Raw genomic sequence first — 23,797 nt, forward strand, 5'->3', positions numbered from 1 at the left:
CTGGCCATCGGACCCGAGGGCGGCTGGACGGCCGAGGAACAGGCCGCCTTCGAGAGCGCCGGCTGGCAGAGCGCCTCCCTCGGCGCGACCATCCTGCGCGCCGAGACCGCGGCCATCGCGGCCCTGGCCATCGCCGCCAGCGAATTAGCCTCCTAGGGCCCCCTTTTCCACACTTTCCGCGATTTTCCCCATTGCTACTGGGGCCGGCTTCGCATAATCTTCGCTCTGGGATACCCCGTGGCGGAGCGCGTCTTCAACCCGCGGCAGAAGAAGGCCATCGAGCACGAGCGCGGGCCCATGCTCGTGGTCGCCGGCGCCGGCACCGGCAAGACCACCGTGCTCACCGAGCGCGTCGCGCGGCTCATCCAGCGGAAGCTGGCGAAGCCCGGCGAGATCGTCGCGCTCACTTACACCATCGAGGCGGCCGGCGAGCTGCGCACCCGCGTGGAGACGCGGCTGAAGCAGAAGGCGCGCGACCTCACCGCGGTCAACTTCCACGCCTACGCCTACCAGTTGCTCGACCAGCACAAGCGCAACTTCCAGGTGCTCGACGAGTACGACCTGCGCGTCTTCCTGCGCCAGCGCCTGCACGAGCTGCCCCTGCGCATCTTCCGCAAGGCCGCCGACCCGGGGAAGTTCCTCAGCAACCTCACCGAGTTCTTCTCGCGCTGCCACGACGAACTGGTGGACGCGGCGCGCTACGCGAAGTACGTCGACGACGTGAAGGCCGGCCGCGCGCCCCTGCCGCGCGTGAGCAAGAGCAAGGACCAGGACGCGCTCTCCGACGCCGAGATCATCGCGCGCTGCGAGGAGATCGCCGCCGTCTACCGCAAGGTCGAAGCGATGCTCGCGCATCACAACCTCGGCACCTTCGGCATGCAGATCACCAACGCCGTCGAGCTGCTGCGCTCCGACCCCGTGGTCCTGGCCGAGGAGCGCGCGAAAGCGCGCTTCATCCTGGTCGACGAGTTCCAGGATTCCAACGAAGCGCTGCTCGAGCTGGTGAAGCTGCTGGCCGGCGACGAGCAGAACGTCTTTGCCGTCGGCGACCCCGACCAGGCCATCTATCACTTCCGCGGCGCGAGCGCCGGCGCGTTCGAGAGCTTCCGCCAGGCCTTCCCGAACGTGCAGCACGTCACGCTCTCCGACAACTATCGCTCGACGTCGCCCATCCTGGGCTGGGCGTATCAGGTCATCCAGGCGAACGCGCTCGTCCCGGCCGCCCCGCAGCTTTCCCTGGTGCGCGAGCCGCTGCAGTCGGCGCGCGAAGGCCGCGCGCGCGCCGCCGGCGCCCCGCTGGCCCCCGCGCGCGTCGCCGTGGTGATCCACGACGGCTCCGAGCAGGAAGCCTTCGAGATCGCCGGCGACATCGAGGAGCGCGTGCAGCGCGGCGAAGCGTCGTGGTCCGACTTCGCGGTGCTGTATCGCGCGGGCGCGCACCGCGAGGAGCTGGTCTCGGAGTTGCGCCGCCGCGGCATCCCGTTCCTGGTCGAGAAACTCGACGCGCTCGAGACCACCGAAGTCCGCGACGCGCTCGCGGCCATGCGCGCGCTCGCGCTGCCCTCGGAGAGCGCCGCGCTGCTGCGCCTGGCTTCGTTCCCCGAGTTCGGGATGCAGCCGGAAGCGCTGCGCGCGCAGCTGGCTGCCGCCAGGCGCGACACGCCGCTGGTCTCGCTCCTCGAGACCAGCGCGGCAGGGAAGCAGGTGCTCGCGGCCATCGCGGAAGTCACCGCGCTGCTGCCGCCGCAGGCCGCGACCGCCGCCGCCTACCTCGAAGCGGTGATCAAGCGCTTCCGCCTCGACCGCGGCTCGCCCGCGCTGCGCGCCTTTACCGAGTTCGTGGCCAAGTGGCAGTCCAAGCCCATCGCCGGCAAGGGCACCGTGGTCGAGTTCCTCGACTACCTGGAGATGTTCCGCGACTTCGCCGGCGTGATCGAGCTGCCGGCCAGCGAGGAAGAGGACGCCGTCCGCCTCATGACGGCGCACACCGCCAAGGGCCGCGAGTTCCGTCACGTCTACGTCATCCGGTGCGTCGCGGCTTCGTTCCCGCTGTATTACAAGGAGCAGCTGTTCGAGTTCCCGCGCGAGCTGCGTGGCGACGTGGCGGCCGCGCGCGACTCCAAGGAGCTGCACGGCGAGGAGGAGCGCCGCCTGTTCTACGTCGCGATGACGCGCGCCCAGGATTCGCTCACGCTGCTCGCGAAGAAGGATCGCTACGGCAAGCCGCTGCCCGACGGCTACCTTCGCGCGCTGGCCAAGGCGCCCGGCGCGAAGGACTTGTGGGAGCAGCGCCCGCCGCGCGCCGTCACGCTCGACCTCGCCGCGGCCGCCGCCGCGCTGCCCAACGTCTCCACCGTCGCGCCGTGGCTCATGCTGGCGGCGCGTTCCGAAGTCACGACCATGCCGCTCAGCCCCTCGGCGATCGAGGCCTACGAGGACTGCCCGCTCAAGTTCAAGTTGAAGTACGACTGGCGCCTGCCGGAGGAGCCGAGCGCGGCGTTGCAGTTCGGCGGCATCATCCACAAACTGCTGCGCGAGTACTTCGACCAGGTGAAGTCGGGCAACACGCCGCCGGACGAGCAGGTGCTCGCGCAGTTCCGCGCCGAGCTGGCGCAGGCGCGCATCGACGACTCGCTGCAGCGCGAGCTCTACGAGCGCGACGGCGTCCAGCAGCTCACCGACTTCCTCGCCGCGCGTCGCGCCGACGCGGGAACGTTCGAGGTCGTATCCACGGAAAAACAATTCAAGGTCGAGCTCGCCGGCGTGATGGTCAGCGGGCGCATCGACCGCATCGACCGCATGCCCGACGGCAGCGTCTGGATCCTCGACTACAAGACGGGCAAGGCCAAGGACCAGAAGGACGCCGACAAGTCGCTGCAGCTTTCCATCTACGCGCTCGCGGCCGCGAAGCTCGATCCGCAGCTCGCGCCGGCGCGCATGGTGCTCTACAACATGGTCACGAACGCGCCGGTCGTCACCAAGCGGACGCCGGAGGCGCTGCAGAAGGCCGCCGACAAGGTGCGCGAGGTCGCCGCCGCCGTGCGCGCCGGCAACTTCGCTCCCAAGCCGGGCTACCATTGCAAGTGGTGCGGCTACCAGGACCTGTGTCCCGCCACCGAGGAGAAGCTGGTGAAGATCGAGAAGCTGGTCACCGCGGGCGGGGTGCAGTGATGACTGAGATCGTGCTGGCGGTCGTTGCGATCGGCGCGGTGGCGGTGGCGGTGGTCGCCCTGATGCGGGCGCGCGGTGGTGCGGCGCCGGAAGTCGCCGCGCTCCGCAACGACGTCAATATCCTGCGCGAGACCAATTCCAAGTCCATCGACCTGATCGCGAAGCAGGTGCAGTCCATCGCGACCAACGTGCAGACGTCGCTCGAAGCGGTGCGCTCCGACGTCGGCAACCGCCTCGACGCGAACGTCTCCGCCATGCAGCAGACCTCGAAGACCGTCGGCGACCGCATCGCCACCGTCCACAGCGCCTTCGCCAGCCTGCAGAAGCAGGTCGGCGAGATGAGCGAGCAGGCGCGGCAGATCGCCGACGTCTCCAAGGGACTCGGCGACCTGGAGCGCATCCTGAGCGCGCCCAAGCTGCGCGGCGGCGTGGGCGAGATGCAGCTCGAGAACCTGCTCGCCCAGGTGTTCGCACGCGAGCAGTACGACGTGCAGTTCCGCTTCGCGAGCGGCGACATCGTCGACGCGGTCGTCCACCTGCCGCAGGGCGACGTCGCCATCGATTCCAAGTTCTCGCTGGAGAATTTCCGCCGCATGGCCGAGGCGGAGAACGACGCCGAGCGCAAGGCCGCGCGCCGCGATTTCCTCAAGGACGTCAAGAAGCGCATCGACGAGATCGCCGGCAAGTACATCCGGCCCGCGGAGGGCACGCTGCCGCTCGCGCTCATGTACGTCCCGGCGGAGAACGTGTACTACGAAGCCGTCATCCGCGATGAGAACGGTGACGACATCTACGATTACTGCGTGCAGCGCCGCGTCTTCCCGGTCTCGCCCAACTCGCTCTACGCCTACCTCCAGACCATCATCGTCGGCATGAACGGCATGCGGGTGAGCCAGCGCGCCGAGACCATCCTGCGCGAGATCCAGTCGCTCAAGCTGGAGTTCGAAGACTTCGACGCCGTCTACGGCAAGCTCGGCACGCACCTCAAGAACGCGGTGAACAATTACGAGGCGTGCGCGCGCGAACTGAACAAGCTGGAAAGTCGCTTGCTGAGCCTCTCCGGCAGCGATGCGCAGAAGACGTTGTTCGAGGAGAAGAAGCGCGCGCTCAGCGCCGGCGAGTAGGGAAGCGGTCGCGCCAAAAACTTCGGGGACGCTTGCGCGTCCCCGATTTCTTTCTGCGGTGTGAAGCCGCTGTTAGTGTTTCTTCTTCTTCTTTGCGGCCTTCTTCTTGCCCTTCTTAGCTGCCATGTTTTCTATTCTCCCTTCGATCTCTTCGATCGATTGTTGCAACGATGCTCTGTTGCGATTGAAGAATGTATAGAGTCAATCAAAATCAGTGTCAAGCGAAAAAGTTTCCCGCGCGCGGCGTTGTGCATCGCTCGAGCGCGGAACAACCTCGCTCTCATCCGCGCAGACGTCGCAGCACGAACAGCCCGAAGCCCGCGAACACGTCCTGCCACGTGTGCGCGATCATCGAAGGCCGCAGATTCTTCCGCCACACCGCGAGCGCGCCCAGCATCGCGCCCAGTAACCCGATCAGGATCATGCGCTGTCCGCCTTCGTAGGCGTGCGACGCGCCGAACAGCGCCGCCGAGATCAGGATGCCGGCGACGACGCTGCGCGAGAGCGCGGCGAACTGCCGCTGCAGGTAACCGCGGAAGATGATCTCCTCGCAGATCCCCGCCGTGAGCGCGAGCAGCACCCAGATGCCCAGTTCCAGCGCGTTGCTGGGCGCGATGAAGTCCAGCGCCTTGCGCGCGTCTTCCAGTTTGGGCGCGAATCGGATCAGCCGGGCCGTGACCGCCAGCACCACCACCGCGCCGATCCAGAAGCCCGCCGCGATGGCGACGTCGAGCAGCGCGTCTTCCACGGACTTCCACGGCTTGCCGGTCAGGTCGCGCAGCTTGTAGCCGCGGCGCCGGACGCCCAGCCATACAAAGCCGAGCATCGTCCACTGCATCGCGATGGTCGTGGCATACAGCAGCGGGCGCGGCGTGTGCGCGGTCTCGGCGCGCTGCACGCGGCGCGCTCCGGTGATCGACAGCCCGACCAGAATCAGGATCATCAGCAGCGTGTGCCAGTAGGGCGCGACCTGCTGCTTTTGGCCGAGCAGGTCGCCGGAGACAGCCGGCGCCGGCGCCGCGACCGCGACCGCGGCTGCGGCCAGCGCGCCGCCGCAGCGCGCGCAAAACTTCGAATCGTCCGCGTTGGGACTGCCGCAGCTCGAACAGTGCACTCCGCCTCCTGGCTTTGGGGAATTGCGACGGCTTGTCGGACCGAGCATCTTATAATGAACGGTTCCATCGGCCCGCTTAAGTTCATCAGGAGTCTTTATGGATGACGCAGTCATTATTTCCGGCGTACGCACCGCCATCGGTAAGTTCCAGGGCTCGCTCGGGGAAGTCACCGCGCCACAGTTGGGCGCGGCCGTGGTGCGTGAAGCAGTGAAGCGCGCGGGGCTCGAGCCCGCGCAGGTCGACGAATGCATCATGGGCAACGTGGTCTCCGCGGGGCTCGGCCAGAATCCCTCGCGCCAGGCCGCGCTGCTCGGCGGGCTCCCGCCCAGCGTGGGCGCCATGACCATCAACAAGGTGTGCGGCTCCGGGCTGAAGGCCGTCGCGCTCGCCGCTCAGGCCGTGCAGACCGGCAACGCGGAGATCGTCGTGGCCGGCGGCATGGAGTCGATGAGCAACGCGCCCTACCTTTTGCCGCAGGCGCGCAAGGGCTACCGCCTCGGCAACGCGCAGATCATCGACGCCGTCGTGCACGACGGCCTGTGGGAGATCTACAACAACTACCACATGGGCCAGACCGCCGAGAACGTCGCCGACAAGTACAAAGTCCCGCGTGAGGTGCAGGACGAGTTCGCCGTGAACTCGCACAAGAAAGCGATCGCCGCGTGGAAGGAGTGCCGCTTCAGCTCGCAGATCGTCGCGGTCGAGATCCCCGGCAAGAAGAAGGGCGATCCGCCCGTCAAGTTCGAGAAGGATGAATCGCCGCGCGAAGACACCACGCTCGAGTCGCTCGCCAAGCTGAAACCGGTCTTCAAGAAGGAGGGCACCGTCACCGCCGGAAACGCGCCCGGCATGAACGACGGCGGCGCCGCGCTCGTCGTCACCAGCGCCGCGAAGGCGAAGGCGCTCGGCAAGCAGCCGATGGCCCGCATCGTCGCGCAGGCCACCAGCGGCATCGACCCCGCCTGGGTGATGATGGCGCCGGTCGACGCCGTCCGCAAGATCTGGCAGAAGACGGGATGGAAGCCCGAAGACGTGGACCTCTACGAGCTGAACGAAGCCTTCAGCGTGCAGGCGTGGGCGGTGACGAAGGAGCTCGGCATCGACGCCGGCCGCGTGAACGTGAACGGCGGCGCGGTCGCGCTCGGGCATCCCATCGGAGCCAGCGGCGCGCGCGTGCTCGTCACGCTGCTCTACGAGATGCAGCGGCGCAACGTGCACCGCGGTATCGCCGCGCTCTGCCTCGGCGGCGGCAACGCGGTGGCCATGGCCGTGGAGCGTTAGGATCGTGTGGCGGCGGGCGGCTCGCCCGCCGGACTTCCGGACTTTGCGCGGAGCGAGACATCCTCGCTCCGCTTTTTCATTTCTCACTCGTTATGGAGCTTCTTCATCACCAGGCGACGATGCGCGAGTCCGACGGCCTGTTCGTGTGCAGCCGCTGCGGCCTCGTGAATCCCAGCGACGACCAGCCGTGCATCCCGGTCAGCCTCGAGCCTTCCGACACGCCCGCCGAAGCTGCCTAGCGTTGGCGCCGCCGCGCGGCTAGAATCCTCCCTCCGACTCCATTCAGCGAGGATCCGCCATGACCATCTCCCGCCGTGCTCTGCTGCGCAACTCCCTGGTCACCGCCGCCGCTGCCGCCGTGCCGGCCCTCGCCCAAAGCAAGCCGGGCTCCGCGGCTCCGGTGGCGAGCGCGAACCCGCAACTCGACGACCTGAAGCAGGCCCTTGCCACTTCGCACGCTTTCAGTGTGGACATGGCGAACGCGATGCCGGAGGAGAAGTACCACTTCAAGCCGGTGCCGCTCGACGAGATCCGCACCTTCGGCCAGCAGATGGTCCACATCGCCGACGGTGTCCGCAACCTCTACCAGCGCTTCGTGGAGAAGAAAGACGTGCAGTTCGCCGAAGCCGCGAAGGAGCAGTTCGCCTCCAAGGCCGAGGTGATCGCGAAGCTCGACGAGGCGTACAAGTACGTGGAAGACGCGGTCGCCAAGCTCACCGACGCCGACCTCGACCGTCCCACGCCTTTTTTCGGCAAGAGCGAAGTCCCGCTGCGCCGCGTGCTGCGCACGATCCTCGACCACAGCACGCACCATCGCGCGCAGACCGTCGTCTATATAAGGTTGAACGGGCTGAAGCCGGCGACCTACCGCGCCTAGCCCGACCTCTCTCGTGTGACCACGGTCACATCCAGTCCCGGGTGTGACCCGTACACTCCGCGCTGAGCGGGAGCACTATGCTCTTTAAGACGCTGAGCGCCGCGGTCTACGGCATCGACGCCAACATCATCGAGGTCGAGGTCGACGTCTCGGGCATGCAGGCGCCGGACGGCGGCAACTTCAACACCGTCGGGCTGCCGGATGCCGCGGTGCGCGAGAGCCGCGAGCGCATCCGCGCCGCGCTCAAGAACTGCGGTTACGACGTCCCGCCGACGCACATCACCATCAACCTCGCCCCCGCCGACATCAAGAAGGAAGGCTCCGGCTTCGACCTGCCGATGGCGCTCGGCATCCTCGGTTGCTATGGCGCGCTCACGCGCAAGACGCTCGCAGACTACGCGCTGGTCGGCGAGCTCTCGCTCGACGGCGGCGTGCGCGGCGTGCGCGGCACCCTGCCCATCGCGGTCGCCGCGCGCGACAAGGGCATCAAGAACCTCATCGTGCCTGAGATCAATGCGCGCGAGGCCGCGGTCGTCGCCGGCGTGAACGTCTTCCCGGTGAAGTCGCTGGTCGACGTCGTCCACCTGGTGAACTCCGGCAACAGCATCGCGCCCATGGCGGTCTCCGCCGAAGCCGCGCTCAACCAGGCTCGCCACTTCGGGGTTGATTTCGCCGACGTCCGCGGCCAGCAGACCGCCAAGCGCGCCCTCGAGGTCGCCTGCGCCGGCGGCCACAACATCCTGATGATCGGCCCGCCGGGCTCCGGCAAGACGATGCTTGCCAAGCGCATCCCGACCATCCTGCCGCCGCTCACCTTCGACGAAGCGCTGGAGACGACGAAGATCCACAGTGTCGCGGGCGTGCTCGAGCCCGGCGCCGGCCTGGTCGGCACGCGGCCGTTCCGCTCCCCGCACCACACCATCTCCGACGCCGGGCTGATCGGCGGCGGCATGATCCCGCGGCCGGGCGAGGTCTCGCTCGCGCACCACGGCGTGCTCTTCCTCGACGAGCTGCCGGAGTTCCCGCGCAACGTGCTCGAGGTCATGCGCCAGCCGCTCGAAGACGGCCACGTCTCCATCGCCCGCGCCGCCATGTCGCTCACCTTTCCCGCGCGCTTCATGCTCGCCGCCGCGATGAACCCGTGCCCCTGCGGCTACCACAACGACCAGCGGCATCGCGAGTGCCACTGCACCGGCCCCATGATCCAGCGATACGTCTCGAAGATCTCGGGGCCGCTGCTCGACCGCATCGACATCCACATCGACGTCCCCGCGGTGAACTACAAGGAGATGCGCTCCGCCGCCTCGCCCGAGAACTCCGACAAGATCCTCGGGCGCGTCATCCGGGCCAGGGAAGTGCAGCTCAACCGCTTCGCCGCCGCGGGCGAGCGCATCTACGCCAACGCCCAGATGGGCTCGCGCGAGATCCGCACCTACTGCGACCTTTCGTCGGACTGCGAGCACCTGCTGGAGCGCGCCATGACGCAGCAGGGCCTCTCCGCCCGCGCCCACGACCGCATCCTCAAGGTCGCCCGCACCGTCGCCGATCTGGAAGGCGCCGCGAACATCGAGCCCAAGCACATCGCCGAGGCCATCCAGTACCGGACGCTGGATCGGACGTACTGGGCGTGAGGGCCGGCGGGTGGCCCAGGTAAGTTGACCTAACGACAAGTGGGTGGCGGGTGGCCCAGGTAAGTTGACCTAACGACAAGTGGGTGCCCCAGACAAACTTGTTTGTCTGGGCCGCGGCGAAGCCGCGTAGGTTCTGTTCTGATTCCAGAGCAACCCTGCCCTCTATCACCCGCGTCCCCGATCCGGCGGTACTCTCCCTCCGTGCCCATCCATCCCAAGCGCCACTACGGCAACGACGATCTTCATTTCGTCACTTTCAGCTGCTACCGGCGCCTTCCGTTCCTCGGGACCGGGCGGGTGGCCCACCCTACGCGCGACCAAAATGTGGGTGCCCCACCCAAGCCGGTTTTGCTTGGGTGGGAACATAGATATTTAACTTGACATGTTGTTATCCACCAGCTACTCTGATATTCGCCTTCTCATCGCTGGCGGCTTCGCGCTCTTTTCCATCTTGAACTCAGGGATTCCAGCCCATCTTGCACTCGGGGATTCCAGGTGAATCCCCCGGGGATTTTGACGGGTTTTCGGTTGTAACCTGCTGATTCCAAAGATTCGGGCGAAATTCACTTCTTGGATCCGCCACCATCGGCCCACCGGCCCGTCAGGCCGCCCCACGGACCCTCGTCGGAACGGCCACAGACCCCCGTCAGACCTCGTCACAGACTTTTCGCCGCAGCCCGTTGATTCCGTAGTCCGGCCGGAAAACTCTTCGAGTCCGTCGCACCGTTGTTCCAGTGATGACTCGAAACTCGAAACCGGAAAGTTGAAACGGTAGGGTTACCCCACCCCTAAGTTGCTGATTCGACGAACAAATCGCTTCCCGCCCCCGGGGGATGGAGGTGACGGAATGGATAACCTGGGCGCGAATCGTTCCGATGGATTGTTGACTTCGGAATTAACAGCCGCTATCTTGGCTCTCTCTGGCGACGGGGCGTTTCCGCGACCCTCCTTAAAAAATGAGCAACTTGGGATGCCCGACCGGCATCTATTAGGTGGTCGCAGACCGTTCTATTCCCAGGGAATCTTGAGTAGGCCAGCAGTCCGAGGCGGGCTATTGCCGCCGGGCTGCCATGGGAACGGGCAGACCAAAACTAGGAGATTGCAATGCGTTCCGAGAAGATCTTTCCGGCCGTGAAGACGGTGACCAACCGCTACGAGCTCTGCCAGTTGGCGGCGAAGGCGACGCGCAAGTTCCACAAGCCGAACACCCGCATCCAGGACACCATGAATGAGATCCTGGACAAGGTGGGCTCGGCGCCGGAGCCGCAGACGGTCATCGGCCGCACAGAAGTGCTTGCAGAAGCGCACAAGCGCGCTGCATAATACAGCTTCGTGGCCGCGTCCTGCGGCCGCGAAGCGCACCACCCTCCAGTCCGGCTGGCGCGTCCGTCGCTACCCCAAGTATCCCCCCTTCTAAAAAATCCCGTAGGTGACACCGCTTAGGTAAAACATGACAATCGCAGAACTCAAAGAGAAGAACATCACGGAGCTGACCAAGATCGCACGTTCGCTCGACCTCCCCGGCGCGAGCGGGCTCCGCAAGCAGGACCTCATCTTCAAGATCCTGCAGGCCCAGAGCGAGAAGGAAGGGCACATCTTCGCGGAAGGCGTCCTGGAGATCCTGCCAGACGGCTACGGCTTCCTGCGTTCGCCCGACTACAACTACTTGCCTGGCCCCGACGACATCTACGTCTCTCCCTCGCAGATCCGGAAGTTCGACCTGAAGACCGGCGACACGGTGAGCGGGCAAGTGCGGCCGCCGCACGAGGGCGAGAAGTACTTCGCGCTGGTGAAGATCGAGGCGGTGAACTTCGAGTCGCCCGACGAGGCGCGCAATAAGATCCTGTTCGACAACCTGACGCCGCTCTACCCGCAGGAGCGAGTGAAGCTGGAGACGGCGCGCGAGAACATCGGCGCGCGCGTCATGGACCTGCTCACGCCGCTCGGCAAGGGGCAGCGCGCGCTCATCGTCTCGCCGCCGCGCGCGGGCAAGACGATGATCCTGCAGAACATCGCCAATTCCATCACCACCAACCACCCGGAAGTCGTGCTCATCGTGCTGCTCATCGACGAGCGCCCGGAAGAAGTCACCGACATGCAGCGTTCGGTGAAGGGCGAGGTCATCAGCTCGACTTTCGACGAGCCGGCGGCGCGGCACGTGCAGGTCGCCGAGATGGTGATCGAGAAGGCCAAGCGGCTGGTGGAGCACAAGCGCGACGTCGTGATCCTGCTGGACTCGATCACGCGACTGGCGCGCGCCTACAACACCATCGTCCCGCCCTCGGGCAAGGTGCTCTCCGGCGGCGTGGACTCCAACGCCCTGCAGCGCCCGAAGCGCTTCTTCGGCGCAGCCCGCAACATCGAGGAAGGCGGCTCGCTCAGCATCATCGCGACCGCGCTCATCGAGACCGGCAGCCGCATGGACGACGTGATCTTCGAAGAGTTCAAGGGCACGGGCAATTCGGAAGTCATCCTCGACCGCAAGCTCTCCGACAAGCGCGTGTTCCCGGCCATCGACATCCAGCGCTCGGGCACCCGCAAGGAAGAGCTCATCATCCCGAAAGAGGACCTGGCGCGCATCTGGGTGCTGCGCAAGGTGCTGAACCCGCTCAGCCCGGTCGAGGCCATGGAGCTGCTCATCGACAAGCTGAGCAAGACGCGGTCGAACGGAGAATTCCTCGCCAACATGAGCTCGTTGTAACCGGTTGGCGCCGCCGTTAGAATGCCTGCGATGACTGACCTCTACCTGATCCCGCCCGGCACGGTGTTGACCGCGAAGGGCGACGGCGCCGCGACGCGCGTGCCAGCCCCGGGCAAGACCTACTTGCTGACGCTGAACATCACGAAGATCGTGGAGCAGGAGGCGCTGGACGTGAGCGTGTGGGGCTCGGTGGACGGCGCCACCTGGGAGGCCAAGCCGCTGGCGGTCTTCCCGCAGAAGTTCTATGCCGGCCAGCAGCCGCTGCTGCTCGACCTTTCGCAGCGCAGCGACGTGCAGTCGGTGCGCGCGCACTGGGAGGTCAATCGCTGGGGGCGCGGCTCGGAGACCCCGATGTTCGAGGTGAGCCTGCAGATGCGCGAGGTCCCCGCCGAGGTGCTGCGCGAGACCATGGCCGAGGCCGGCGCGCGCCGCTAGCGCAAGAAATGGAAAAGCCCTGCCCGCGGGCAGGGCTTTTGATCTGCCAGGATCATTTGCCGACGGGAGCGGCGGCGAAGGCGCGCACCTTGTCGAGCATCTGGCGGGCTTGCGCCGAGTTGCGGTCGCCCTGCGGCGCGCGCTCGATGTACCACTGCAGCTCGGCCATCGCCTCGGCGTAGTTCTTCAGGCCGAGCAGCGCGTGCGCCTTTACCAGGTGGATGAGCGGATAGTTCTTCGGGCCCATGTCCTGCGCCTTGTTGAGCTGGCGGACCGCGGCGTCGTAGCTGCCCTTGCCGAGGAAGGCCTTGCCCATCTCGAAGTAGGCCTGCCAGGAGTTGGGCGCGAGCGCGATGCCACGGTCGATGGTGCGCAGCGCATCGTCGAACCGCGAGGTCATGTTGTAGGCCGCGCCGAGCGCGAAGTAGGCCGTCGAATTGCCGTTGTCGGCCTTGATGGCGTGGTCGAAGTCCTCGCACGCCGCGTCGATCTTGCCGGCGTCGAGCTTCAAGATGCCGCGGAGCGTGAGCGCCTCGCTGTACTCGGGGTGGATGGCGAGCGCTTCCTCGACGTAGCGCGACGCATCCTCGAACTCCTGCTTGGAGAGAGCGGAGCGCGCCTTCTTGAGGGCGTCCCGGGCCTTGCCCGGCACTTTCATGTCGGCCACCGAGACGCTGGTGCTGTTGCCGGCTTCGGCGGAGGCCGGGCGCGGGAAGCGCAGGTTGACGATCGCCCCCAAACCGCGCAGCTCGATGCGCTCGCGCGCTTCGTCGAGCCCGGAGACCACGGAGACCTCGTAGGAGCCGTTCGGGATGTTGCTAAAATCGAAGGTTCCGCCGAGGTTGGTGTAGCCGGCCGCGACCACCTGGCCGCTGGTGAGGTTGACGAGTTCCACGCGCGCGTCCTTGGCGGGCTTGTCGTCGGCCGTGCGGACGCTGCCGCTGATGGAAGCGATGGAGGCGTCCGCGGAGTGATCGTTCGGCGACAGCAGGGAGCGCTGCGCCACAGAGAACACCGCGGTCAGCGCGATGAGGGCCGTACAGAAGAAAGTCCGGGCGAACATGGACAACACCCTGATTGATCGAGGGGGACCGGACTCAAGAGGCAGGGACTCCGAGGACCTTGGTTACCGCTCGGCGCCAGCGACCTTACACCGCTGGTGCTAAGGAGTCAGATGAAAGCGGCGGGCCAGAGTTGTCCCTGCCCGTGCGACAATCACCGACTTTTTTAATCACCAACGGGCAACTCTGGTTGTGGCTGTTGGGCCATTTGCGATGACAAGCACACGCACGTCCGAAGCGACGATCCGCCCAGCGCGAGCCATCGGCGGCAGCCTGCGGCTTCCCGGCGACAAGTCGATCTCGCACCGCTACGCGATGCTAGCCAGCATCGCGCGCGGACGGACCACGTTGCGCAACTTCTCGAGCGGCGCGGATTGCGCGAGCACGCTCGCCTGCATGGCGGCATTGGGATGCCGCGTGGAACGCGCTGCGGACGGCGCGGTGGTCGTCGAGGGCCGTGGACCGGCGCTGGCCCCGCCCGCGGGGGTACTGGATTGCGGCAATTCCGGTTCGACCATGCGGATGCTGGCCGGCATCCTGGCGGCGCAGCCGTTCGCATGCGAGATGCGAGGGGACAGCTCCCTCAGCCGGCGTCCGATGGCGCGCGTCATCGAGCCACTGGAGCGCATGGGCGCGCGGATCACGGCCGCCGAGGGCGGACGGCCGCCGTTGCGGGTGCAGGGCGGCAGGCTGCGGGGCATCGAGTACACCATGCCGGTGGCGAGCGCGCAGGTGAAGTCGTGCCTGCTCTTTGCCGGGCTGCTGGCGCAGGGGACGACCCGCGTGGCGGAGCCGCATCGCACGCGCGACCACGGCGAGCTGGCGCTGCGCGCGTTCGGGGCGCAGGTCACGCGCGAGAAGACCTCCGTTGCCGTCGCCGGAGGCCAGCCTCTCGAGGGGATCGACGCGGACGTTCCCGGCGACATATCCTCGGCCGCGTTCTTTCTTTGCGCGGCGGCAGCCCGGCCCGGCTCGCAGCTCATCGTGGACGGCGTCCTGCTGAACCCGACGCGCGCCGCCATTCTCGACGTGCTCGCCGGCATGGGCGCGGCCATCCGGATGTTGAACGTGGAGGAGCATCACGGAGAGCTGGTCGGGACAGTCCAGATCACCGGCGCCAGGCTGCGCGGCGGGTCGATCGCGGGCGCGCAGACCGCCGCGCTCATCGACGAGCTGCCCGTCCTGGCCGCCCTCGCGCCGTTCACGGCCGAGGGCGTGGAGATCCGCGATGCGAAGGAGCTGCGGGTGAAGGAGTCGGACCGCATCGCGGTGCTGGCGAAGAATCTGCGCGCGCTGGGCGCGAAGGTCGAGGAGCGCGAGGATGGGATGCGCGTTGCCGGCAACCAGGCCCTGCATGGCGCAAGGATCGAGCCGGACGGCGACCATCGCATCGCGATGGCCTGCGCGGTGGCTGCGCTGGGCGCGGAGGGAGCGTCGGTGATCACGGACGCGGGTTGCGTCGGGATCTCCTTTCCGGGGTTCTTCGAGCTGCTGGAGAGCGTGAGCGAGCGCTGATCAGCGCTGGTAGATGGCGTCGAGCACCGCGGCAACGCGCACGAGCTCTTCGTTGCGGGCATCGAAGCGCTGGCCTTCCGCCAAACGGCCCGCCCATTCAACGGCGGCGCGGCCGGGCCAGGCGTCGGGCGGCTGCGCCAGGACCGTGCGCCGTGTGCCTTCGTAATGCTCCGCGACGAAGTCGTAGAACGAGCCGTTGAGATTGCGGAAAGCCGCGCCACCCTTGGTCCCGTAAAACTCCATCGCGAACACGCAGTCTTGTCCCGCGGGAAGCTTCCACGAGCAGGCGAGGTCGAGCGTGGCGCCGGTCGCAAGATCCACGCGCGCGGTCGCGTAGTCCTCGACCACCTCCGGCCGCGGACCGAGCCGGCGACCGCCCGCGAATAAGCGGCTGCTGACCGAGGTCACTTCGGGGAACCCCAGGAGCCAGAGCGCCGAATCGACCAAGTGGACGCCGAGGTCCATCACGCAGCCGCCGCCGGAGAGCGCGGGATCGTAGAACCACGCTTTGTCGGGTCCGTAGGCGTTGTGAAACACGAGATCCGCGGCATAGATCTCCCCGAGCGCTCCGGACTGCAGCAGGGCGCGGAGCTGCCGGAGCGCCGCAGTGAAACGATAGGAAAGATCCACGCCGAGCAGGCGATCGGCCGCGCGCGCGGCGCTGACGACCGAGCGCGCCTCTTCCGCGGTGCGGCCGAGCGGCTTCTGGCAGAAGACGGAGAGCCCCCGCTCGAGCGCGCGAATGGACTGCTCGGCGTGCAGCGCGCTGGGAGTGGCGATGACGATGCCGTCGAGATCCGCAGCCAAGAGATCGTCGAAACAGCCCGCGATGTTCGCCTCCGGGGCCGCGTTACGCGCCTGCGTGACGATCGCCGCGGAGCTGTCGCACAGCAGCGCAACCTCGGCGATGTCGGAGGCGGCGATGGCCGCCATGCGGCTCTGCCCGATCCAGCCGACGCCGAGGAAGCCAAGGCGCGGCTTGCACGCGGGAGCGGCGACGGCAGCGCTGTCCTGTGCGACCGGCCTAGTCATACGTCACCACCGCCTTCAGGAAACCGTCGGGACGCGTGAGGGTGTCTTCCAGCGCGCGGTCGAGCTGCGCAAGCGCGTAACGGTGCGTGCAGAGCCGGCGGGGGTCGAGCGTTCCGTCGGCCACCGCCTCCACCGCCGCGCGGATGCCCGCAATGTAAGCCTGCGGGTCGCGCTCGTGCGCGTTCACGACGTCGAGCCCGCGCCAGTTCCAGAGCTGCATGTTGACCTGCCGCGGGCCGTCCTGGTGGTAGCCGGCGATGACCAGCCGGGCCCGCGTCGCGGTCAGCTCGGCGGCAAGGTCGAGCGGCCACTGCTTGCCGACCGCTTCGATCACGCGCTCACACATCGCGCCGCCGGTCAGGTCGCGGACCTGATCGAGGATGCGCCGGTGATCGTCCATCGGCACCAGCTCGTGCGCGCCCATCGCGCGGGCGACTTCGAGCGAGAACGGCCGGCGCGAGATGGCGATGACGCGAGCGCCGGCGCGGGAGGCGAGCCGCGTGAGGATGGCGCCGAGAAATCCGACGCCGACGACGGCGACCGTCTGCCCCGCGCGGATGTCGCTGCGGGCGAAGATGTTCATCGCGCACCCCAGCGACTCACCGGGAAAGGGCAGTTGCGCGAGCGCGGCGGGCAAAGGCACGACCGCAGTCTCCGGCGCGACATCGAACTCGGCGTATGAGTTATGGGAGAGCGCGGCGACGCGGTCGCCCTCGCGCACCCGGTTCACCCCGGCGCCGACGGCGTCTACCACGCCCCAGCCTTCGTGCCCCAGGCCGCCGGGTTCGGTCGGATACTGCGACCACGGCATGCCCTCCCAGGTCGCGAGGTTGGAGGCGCAGACGCCGCAGCCTTCCAGCCGCAGGCGCACTTCGCCCGCGCGCGGCGCGGGACGCGCGACTGCGCGGACCTCGAGGCGGCGCGGAGCGGTGAGCACGGCGGCCCTCATCAGGCCATCTGTGATCGTGGCGGGCATATCCGGGAGCCGGGACGACTGCAGGTAAGTAGATGCAGGCGCCGGCAGCGGAGTTTGTGCGGCTACAGCAGTCCCTGGCGGACAGCGTGGATGAAGTCGGTGTAGGCCGGCTCGTGGCCGGAGTCGCGCAGCAGCGTCGCGATCTGGCCGCGGTGGTAGGCGGAGTGCATCACCACGTGCATCAGGATGTCTTCGATGGTGCTGGTCCAGGGCTCGCCCTTGCTGTTGCGGTACTCGACCTGGCGGCCGAGGCCGGCGGGCCCCAGTCCCGACAAGTACTCGCGCCAGGTGTTGAACAGCTGCGTGGACTGCTCGGCGCATTGCTCGGGGTCCAACTCGGGCCAGACGGCCATGGGCGACTTCGTGCCCGAGATGCGCGCGTACCACAGCCACTCGGCGCCGAGGATGTGCGCGAGGATTTTGCGCGCCTTCTCGGGCGGCCTGGCGGCGCGCGCCACGAAAGCCGCGGCCTCGCGGTTCGCCCAGTCGTCGTAGGTGAACAGTTGCAGGAAGTGCTCGAGCACAGGACCTCCGCGCTACTTCGGGACCGGTGATTCGGCCAGGCTCTTCATCCCGGGCTGCACCGGCTGGTTGATCAGGATGAGCTTTCCACCGTACTCCTCGAGCAGGAAGGTGCGCTCGGCGGGGAGGCTCTCCAGCGTCCGCTGCCGCAATTCGGGTGGGACGAACAGGAAGACGCGGCCGCTGCCGTTCCACATGCGCTCCAGGCCGGCGTCGTCGAGGAAGATAGGCGGGGAGTCGGGGAACATGCGGGCCATGGAAGACAGCGTGTGGTAGATCTCGCGCCAAATGAAGGCGCGGCGGCGGCCACTATAGAAGACCCAACTGGAAGCGGAATCGAACTCGCCGGCCACGACGAGCTGGTCGTCGGCGCGCAAGTGCGGCCGCGTCGCCTGTGCCAGCGCGTACGACGACATGTGCGGACCGAACTCTCCGAACGCCACATTGGCCGCGAAGGCGAAGCCGGTCAGCGCGAGGGCGAGCGCGAGCGTGGCCGCGACGTGGCGGGCGCGCCGGCGCCAGAACCACGCAAGTCCGAATCCCAGCGCGAAGGCGAGGGCGGCGCCGATGGCCGGTCCGCGCAGTACGGCGAAAGCTTGCGGGCGCAGGTCGAGCAGATGCGCCATCGAGACGCGGTAGAAGTCGGTGTCGCGAGTCTGGAGCAGCTTCGAGATGTCGGTGCCGGCAGGCACGCTGGACGAGAGCCAGACCGCGTATCCCAGGACCGCGGCGATGGCGAAGCCGAGCAGCGCGAGCCCGGCGTGCAGTCCCGCCAGCAGCTTGGGGCGGGTTTCTTCGCCACGCGCGATACCGAGTCCGAGGAGCGCGGCCGCGGCGGGCCACGCCGCGAAGCTGTAGTACTCCATGCGCGAGCCGCTGGTGAGCGAGAAGAACAGCAGAATGAATCCGGCCCAGATGAACAAGAACAAGCGCGCCTGGCCTTCGGCGTCGAGCGTGCGCCAGGTGCGGGGGCGAGGGAAGAGCCGCGCAGCGAGCGGCAGGAAGACGGCCCACGGGAACCACCACGCCAGGTGCATCAGCAGCCAGGCCCAGAGCGGCACGGCGTCGTAGTCGGGAGGCCAGCGCGTCCCGACGGCGCGCTTGAAGTGCTCGTTGATGAAGTACCACCAGGCGAAGCCGGGCGCGCGCAGTTCCGCCAGCAGGTGCCACGGCGCGGCGACCAGCAGGAAGATGCCGGCGCTGGAGAAGAGGCGCAACTCGCGCCAGCGTCGCCAGCCGCCGGTGGCGACGACGAAGATGCCGACGATCATCACCGGGAAGATGACGGCGATGAGCGCGCGCGCGAGGACAGCGAGTCCCATGAGCGCGGCGGCGCCCCAATAGCCGGCGCGCGGGTCGAGCGTCCCGGTCCATGCTCGCAGGAAGAGGTAGAAGATGCCGGCGAACAGCAGCGTGTAGACGGCCTCCGGGATCATGATGCGGGTGAACATCCAGAAGCCGATCGCGGTGGCGGAGGCGAGGCCGGCGTAGAAGCCGGCGCGGTCGCCGAAGAACCGGCGGCCGAACAGATACATCATCAGCGTGAGGCCGATCATCGCGAGCGCGTCGGGCAGGCGCACCGCGAGAGCGTTCTCGCCGAAGATGCGGAACAATCCCGCGACCATCCAGTAGTGCAGGGGCGCCTTTTGCAGGTAGCGGACGCCGGCGAGCCGCATCACGACGTAGTCGCCGCTCGCGTTCATGTCGCGGGAGACGAGCGCGTGCGAAGCGTCGGCGTCATCGAGCAGCGGCGGCCAGGAGGCGGTGCCGAGGTAGATCAGGCTCGCCAGCGCAAGCAGGATGAGCACTTGTGCGCGCCGCGAGAATGGCAAGTCTTGCCCGGTCGACATGAAGGAAGTGAAGTACCGGCCATGATACGCGATGCGCGCGACGCGGCGCAGCGCTCAGCGGTTGCCGATCATCGGGGAGGAGCCGGCGGGCGTCGCGGCATTCAGCCCGCCCATCGCCAGCGGCTTCTCCTGCGTCTTCGCCTGCCAGCCCTCGCTCTCGATCATGCGGCGGATCTGCGCGGCGCGCTGGTCGGGAAAGGGATGGGACTGGAAGTAGCCGGAAAGCGTGCCGAGGGCGAGGCGCGCGGCTTCTTCCTGCGGCGTGTCGGCGGGCCCGGTGCGGCGGCGCTGCATCCGGTCGAAGGCCTCGAACAGCCGCACCGCGCCCAATGGCGAATAGCCCGCGAGGACGGCGAGGCGCGTGCCTTCGCGGTCCGCCTCGAACTCCTGCTCTTTGGTGTAACCGGCCTGGAAGATGGCGACCGGGATCTGGGCGACCGTGGCCAGGCCGCCGAGATTGAGGCGCCGCAGCCGAACCTCGAACTGGTAACGCTCGGCGCAGTGGTAGTGGTCGATGTGCTCGATCTCGTGCCCGAGGACGGCGGCCAGCTCGTCCTCGGTATCCATCAGGCTCACCAGGCCGGCGCCGATGAAGACGTGCCCGCCGGGGATGGCGAAGGCGTTCACCAGGCCCGGGTCGTCGATGTAGTGGATCTTGTAGGGCAGCTTGCGGCGCGCGCGGGCCGCGACCAGCAGGCCGACGCGCTCGACGTACTGCGCCATCGGCGTGGCGGCGGGTTGCGCTTCAGACGCAAGGTGGTCGCGCACGATCTCGTTGCCGATGGCGATCTCCTCGCTGTCGGTCATGCGCGTGGCGGAGGCGGGCAGCCGGCTCAGCTCGCGCTCGGTGTCGGCGATGAAGTGCACGATGGCGTCGGGGCCGACGATGGTCTGGGCCTTGCGGTGCTGCGCGAAGAAGATGGCGCCCAGCGCCGCGACCGCCACGACTGCGAATACGAGCGGCTGCCTCACAGGTATTCCTTCAGCGCCTCCTGGAAGCGCGTGTAGAGGAAGCCGACGCCGAGCGCGCCGATGCCGACCGAGACGAGCGTGACCGCGACCTGCGCGCGGTTGAAGCTCCAGATGTCGAGCAGGACGATCTTGCCGATGCCGATGAGCAACAGCGCCAGTCCGGCGCGGCGGAAGCTCGTCTCGCGCACCGCCAGCGCGAAGCTGATGAGCGCGATGGCTTCGAGCGCCCACGCGATGGTGACGCGCGCGTCGTTGACCTCGAGGTAGAGCAGCACCGCCAGCAGCCCGGAGGCGGCAAAGAACAGCCACTGCTCCGGACGCCGCAGCAGCGGGCCGACGAGCTGCTTGTGGAAGATGCCGCCGGCGCGCGCGGCCCACTCGCGCACCTGGAACGCCGGGAAGAGACCGAGGAACAGCAGCGCGATGCCAGCGGCGGCGGGCAGCCAGCGCTGCTGCCAGCTCAGCTGCGCGAAGTAGCTGTGGTTGTAGAAGTTGTACATCGAGGTGCGGAACGCCACCGCGATGGTGAGCGCGAGGGCTTGCGCCACGAAGCCGGCACGCTGGCTGCGCCAGCCGATCATCATCAGCACGCCGACGATGCCGGCCCAGGCCGCGACCACCCAGTCGGGCGCCAGTTCGAAGCGCACAAGCGCGACCACCGTGATGGTCCCCATCCAGGAGAACAGCGCGGTGGAGCGGCGCGTGAGCTCCTTGGCCGGAAGCTGGCTGAAGCTGCCGAGGCGCCAGTAGGAATAGAACAGCAGCAGCGCGATGGGCACGGTCGTGTAGACGCGCGGGCTGATCTGGCCCGGCACGCCGGCGGCGTTCAGGTTCACGAAGAACAGCCGGATGAACGCCGCGCCGAGCGCGATGTAGGCCTGTGCACGCCAGAACTTGTTCGAGTCCAGCCGGACCAGCCCGAGCTCGAGCAGGGCGGCGCCGAACAGCGCCCACGCCACCGCGACCGAGACCGGCTGCAGCTCGTACCACATCACCCAGCAGACCAGGAAGGAGGCCGCCCAGGCGTGCAGCATGCCGAGGCCGCGCGTCCAGGGCCAGCCTTCGATGTCGGCCCAATGCGCCTGTGCGTACAGCAGGCCGATGACGAGGGCGCTGGTCGCCAGGCGCACCGACATCCCCCAGCGCCAGGCTTCGGGGTGGTTGGTGTTCACGACGAGCGTGTAGAGCACGGCGAAGATGCCGAGCAGGTTCGACTGCAGGACGAGGTCGCGCGCCTGCTGGCGGCGTCCGAGGTAGGCGAGCGCGACGCCGAACAGCGCCCAGATGACGGGGATCCAAGCCTCGGTGCTGCGGTAATCGAGTTCGTAGAAGGCGACGAGCGTGATCAGCACCGCCGCCGCCCAGGTGTAGATGGGGCGCAGCTTGATGCCGCCGGCGGCGGTGGCAAGCTTCGGCGTCATGCTGAAGCGCGAGGTGGCGTACAGCAGCACCGCGACCAGCGAGACGGTCAGCAGGCGCATGGTGACCACGCCGTAGAACGGCCGCTCGTCGGAGAAGTTGATGGCCAGCGTCGCGATGGTCGCAAGGATGGCGACCACGTTCGCCTGGTAGGACAGCTCTTCCTGCGCCAGCAGGTAGCCGGCGAGCGCGAGCCACAGGGCAAGGACAGCCCAGCCGACCGCGATCCAGGCCTGCGGCAGCGCGAGCCACATCGCGGTCATGGCCATCGCCACGCCCATCCAGGAGACCAGGCGGACGCCGAAGCGCTCCCACTGCGTCTCGAAGATCTTCGGCCACCTCCACGGCACCAGGTGCGAGTTCGCGCCGAACATGAGCGCCGCCATCCAGAAGACCATGGAGTTGCGCCACGATTTCGGGGCGTCCAGCGGATGCGACCAGTAGAGCTGCACCGCGACCACCAGCTCCGCGAGGCGTCCCAGGCGGCGGAAGACGAGCTCGTCGGTGAAGACGCCGGCGAGGTAGAAGACCTCCGCGACGACCAGCCACAGGATGGAAAGCTCGCCGCCGGAGAACTTGAAGGGGAAGGCGGCGGTCGAGAGCGCGGCGCCCATGGTGGCGAGCACCACGAAGGCTTCGCGACGCTCGCGCGCGCGCAGCAGCCAGCCCAGCGTGAGCTCGGCCAGGCCGATGACCAGCAGCGCGTAGAACGCGTACTTGGGGGTGACCGACTGGTACTTCAGGACGAACAGAAGCAGCCCGGTGTTGAAGATGGCCGCGACGGTGGAGAGGCGCTCCTCGTCGTCGTGCTCGATCGAGCGCAGCACGTACGAAGCGCGATACGCGCCCCAGTAGAGCAGCAGGATGCCGGCGCTGGCGAAGAACTCGGGGAACATCACCTTGTTCCCGCCCATCGGCTCGATGATGCTGTGCAGCCACCACCAGTGGTTCAGGTAGGTCGCGAGGATGCCGAAGACTTCCAGCATGTACCAGCGCTTGCGGCTGACGATGACGACGAGCGCGAGCGCGAGGATGGCGCCGGCGCCAAGCGAGTAGACGTTGACTCGGCTGATGGTGACGGTCCAGAAAGCGAGCAGGAACGCGAGGCCGGTGACGGCCTGCGAGTTGTAACGCAGGGTATGACCGACCATGGCGGCGGCGACGGCCAGCAGCAGCACCAGGTCCACGAGCTGCGATCGCAGGATCTGCGTCGCGGGCACGTGGTAGAGCGCGTAGGTCATGAAGAACAGCACGGCCCAGCCACCGCCGACGCCCGCGTAGCCGAAGAGCCGGTAGGCGGGCTTGCGCTCGATCCAGATGCCGGCGGCGAGCAGCAGCGCGCCGGCGGTGATGCCGATGGCGTCCTTGCCGAGCGGCCCGACGTTCTGCCACCACACGCTGAGCCCGTAGCCGATGCCCAGCACCAGCAGCACGATACCGATGAAGACCAGCCAGTTCTCGCCCACCCACTTCTCGAACTCGGATCTCTGGCGCGGCGGTTGCGGCGGCGGCGTGACGGGCGGGGCCGTGATGCGCGCGGGCGCGACCGCGGGCGACGCCGAGACAGACGCCTGCGCGCGCGGCGCGGCGGCGGCCGGTTGCGGCGTCACCGGAGGCGGCGCGATGGGCGCCGGCGCAGGCTGCGCGGGCGATGTCGTGGGGCGCGGGAAGTAGGGCGACTCAGCCGGCTTGGGCCACGGCTGTTGCGCGGGCTCGCGCTTCGGTTCCGGCGGAACGGGCGCAGGAGGCGGTGGCGCCGCCGCCGGCGGCGTCACCGGGACCGCCGGGCGCGGCTCGGCGACAGGCGGAGCAGGCGCGGCGGCCGGCTTCGGCTCGGCGGGCGCGATCCCGCGCTGCGCCAGGTCCTTGAACTTTACTTCGAGCTGGTAGACGCGCTGGGTGAGGGTGGCGAGGCGCTCTTCCGTCTCGCGGCGTTCGCGCCGGCGGCGCGCACCCATGATGGCAACGATGACCCACGGCCCAAAGACGAACAACGCACCTATGAATAGGAATGCCGCTATTTCGTCCAAAGAGCGCTCCCTCTGCCTTGGTTGAGTGGGCAGATTCTACTGTCATTGGCAGAACGGCGCGCCAGGATTCTTTTGCAAAAGATTA

At 67.8% G+C, this 23,797-nt stretch carries 18 protein-coding genes; 10 read left to right on the forward strand and 8 right to left on the reverse strand.

Annotated features, from left to right (window positions below):
• The first annotated feature begins 237 nt into the window (after positions 1-237).
• Both VLA96_13615 and VLA96_13620 read left to right on the forward strand, forming a co-directional pair.
• Complete coding sequence (locus VLA96_13615) at positions 238-3,171, forward strand: ATP-dependent DNA helicase (GenBank protein ID HSE50239.1); 2,934 nt, start codon at positions 238-240, stop codon at positions 3,169-3,171.
• Positions 3,171-4,295, forward strand: coding sequence for a DNA recombination protein RmuC (locus VLA96_13620; GenBank protein ID HSE50240.1), 1,125 nt, complete (start codon positions 3,171-3,173; stop codon positions 4,293-4,295). The genes VLA96_13615 and VLA96_13620 overlap by 1 nt, the downstream gene beginning before the upstream one ends.
• A gap of 280 nt (positions 4,296-4,575) precedes the next feature.
• Here VLA96_13620 and VLA96_13625 read toward each other — a convergent pair whose 3' ends face one another.
• Positions 4,576-5,409: a CPBP family intramembrane glutamic endopeptidase gene (locus VLA96_13625; protein HSE50241.1), complete on the reverse strand. Its 834-nt coding sequence runs from the start codon at positions 5,407-5,409 to the stop codon at positions 4,576-4,578.
• 97 nt (positions 5,410-5,506) lie between these two features.
• Here VLA96_13625 and VLA96_13630 point away from each other — a divergent pair, with 97 nt between their 5' ends.
• The 7 genes from VLA96_13630 to VLA96_13660 all read left to right on the forward strand — a co-directional run bounded on the left by VLA96_13630 (position 5,507) and on the right by VLA96_13660 (position 12,335).
• A complete protein-coding gene (locus tag VLA96_13630) occupies positions 5,507-6,691 on the forward strand; it encodes an acetyl-CoA C-acetyltransferase (protein ID HSE50242.1) in 1,185 nt (394 codons plus the stop codon).
• A 92-nt stretch (positions 6,692-6,783) separates the two neighbouring features.
• Positions 6,784-6,930, forward strand: coding sequence for a hypothetical protein (locus VLA96_13635; protein ID HSE50243.1), 147 nt, complete (start codon positions 6,784-6,786; stop codon positions 6,928-6,930).
• 59 nt (positions 6,931-6,989) lie between these two features.
• Entirely contained in the window at positions 6,990-7,568 is a 579-nt protein-coding gene (locus VLA96_13640) for a DinB family protein (GenBank protein HSE50244.1), read from the forward strand.
• Positions 7,569-7,645: 77 nt separating this feature from the next.
• A complete protein-coding gene (locus VLA96_13645) occupies positions 7,646-9,199 on the forward strand; it encodes a YifB family Mg chelatase-like AAA ATPase (GenBank protein HSE50245.1) in 1,554 nt (517 codons plus the stop codon).
• A gap of 1,104 nt (positions 9,200-10,303) precedes the next feature.
• Positions 10,304-10,522, forward strand: a complete 219-nt coding sequence (locus VLA96_13650; GenBank protein HSE50246.1) for a hypothetical protein — start codon at positions 10,304-10,306, stop codon at positions 10,520-10,522.
• Between the two features lie 127 nt (positions 10,523-10,649).
• The gene (gene rho, locus VLA96_13655; GenBank protein HSE50247.1) at positions 10,650-11,900 is read left to right on the forward strand and encodes a transcription termination factor Rho; all 1,251 of its coding nucleotides are present in this window, start codon (positions 10,650-10,652) and stop codon (positions 11,898-11,900) included.
• A 30-nt stretch (positions 11,901-11,930) separates the two neighbouring features.
• The gene (locus tag VLA96_13660; protein HSE50248.1) at positions 11,931-12,335 is read left to right on the forward strand and encodes a hypothetical protein; all 405 of its coding nucleotides are present in this window, start codon (positions 11,931-11,933) and stop codon (positions 12,333-12,335) included.
• Positions 12,336-12,387: 52 nt separating this feature from the next.
• Here VLA96_13660 and VLA96_13665 read toward each other — a convergent pair whose 3' ends face one another.
• Positions 12,388-13,398 (reverse strand): tetratricopeptide repeat protein, encoded by a 1,011-nt coding sequence (locus VLA96_13665; GenBank protein ID HSE50249.1) that lies wholly within the window; start codon positions 13,396-13,398, stop codon positions 12,388-12,390.
• A gap of 211 nt (positions 13,399-13,609) precedes the next feature.
• Between VLA96_13665 and aroA the strand changes: the two genes are divergently transcribed.
• Positions 13,610-14,911 (forward strand): 3-phosphoshikimate 1-carboxyvinyltransferase, encoded by a 1,302-nt coding sequence (gene aroA / locus VLA96_13670; GenBank protein ID HSE50250.1) that lies wholly within the window; start codon positions 13,610-13,612, stop codon positions 14,909-14,911.
• On the opposite strand, the gene VLA96_13675 is transcribed toward aroA, so the two are convergent.
• The 6 genes from VLA96_13675 to VLA96_13700 form a co-directional block, all read right to left on the reverse strand.
• On the reverse strand, positions 14,912-15,943 hold the full coding sequence (locus VLA96_13675; GenBank protein ID HSE50251.1) for a Gfo/Idh/MocA family oxidoreductase: 1,032 nt from the start codon (positions 15,941-15,943) through the stop codon (positions 14,912-14,914). It lies immediately after the preceding gene.
• The gene (locus VLA96_13680) at positions 15,936-16,919 is read right to left on the reverse strand and encodes a zinc-binding dehydrogenase (GenBank protein HSE50252.1); all 984 of its coding nucleotides are present in this window, start codon (positions 16,917-16,919) and stop codon (positions 15,936-15,938) included. The genes VLA96_13675 and VLA96_13680 overlap by 8 nt, the downstream gene beginning before the upstream one ends.
• Positions 16,920-16,981: 62 nt before the next feature.
• Positions 16,982-17,443: a DinB family protein gene (locus tag VLA96_13685; protein ID HSE50253.1), complete on the reverse strand. Its 462-nt coding sequence runs from the start codon at positions 17,441-17,443 to the stop codon at positions 16,982-16,984.
• 12 nt (positions 17,444-17,455) lie between these two features.
• A complete protein-coding gene (locus VLA96_13690) occupies positions 17,456-19,249 on the reverse strand; it encodes a glycosyltransferase family 39 protein (protein HSE50254.1) in 1,794 nt (597 codons plus the stop codon).
• Between the two features lie 96 nt (positions 19,250-19,345).
• Positions 19,346-20,263: a M48 family metallopeptidase gene (locus VLA96_13695; protein HSE50255.1), complete on the reverse strand. Its 918-nt coding sequence runs from the start codon at positions 20,261-20,263 to the stop codon at positions 19,346-19,348.
• A complete protein-coding gene (locus VLA96_13700; GenBank protein ID HSE50256.1) occupies positions 20,260-23,640 on the reverse strand; it encodes a DUF2339 domain-containing protein in 3,381 nt (1,126 codons plus the stop codon). Before VLA96_13700 ends, VLA96_13695 begins: the two co-directional genes overlap by 4 nt.
• Between the last annotated feature and the right edge of the window lie 157 nt (positions 23,641-23,797).

It is taken from the genome of Terriglobales bacterium (genome assembly GCA_035457425.1).
Classification (GTDB): domain Bacteria; phylum Acidobacteriota; class Terriglobia; order Terriglobales; family Acidobacteriaceae; genus JACPNR01.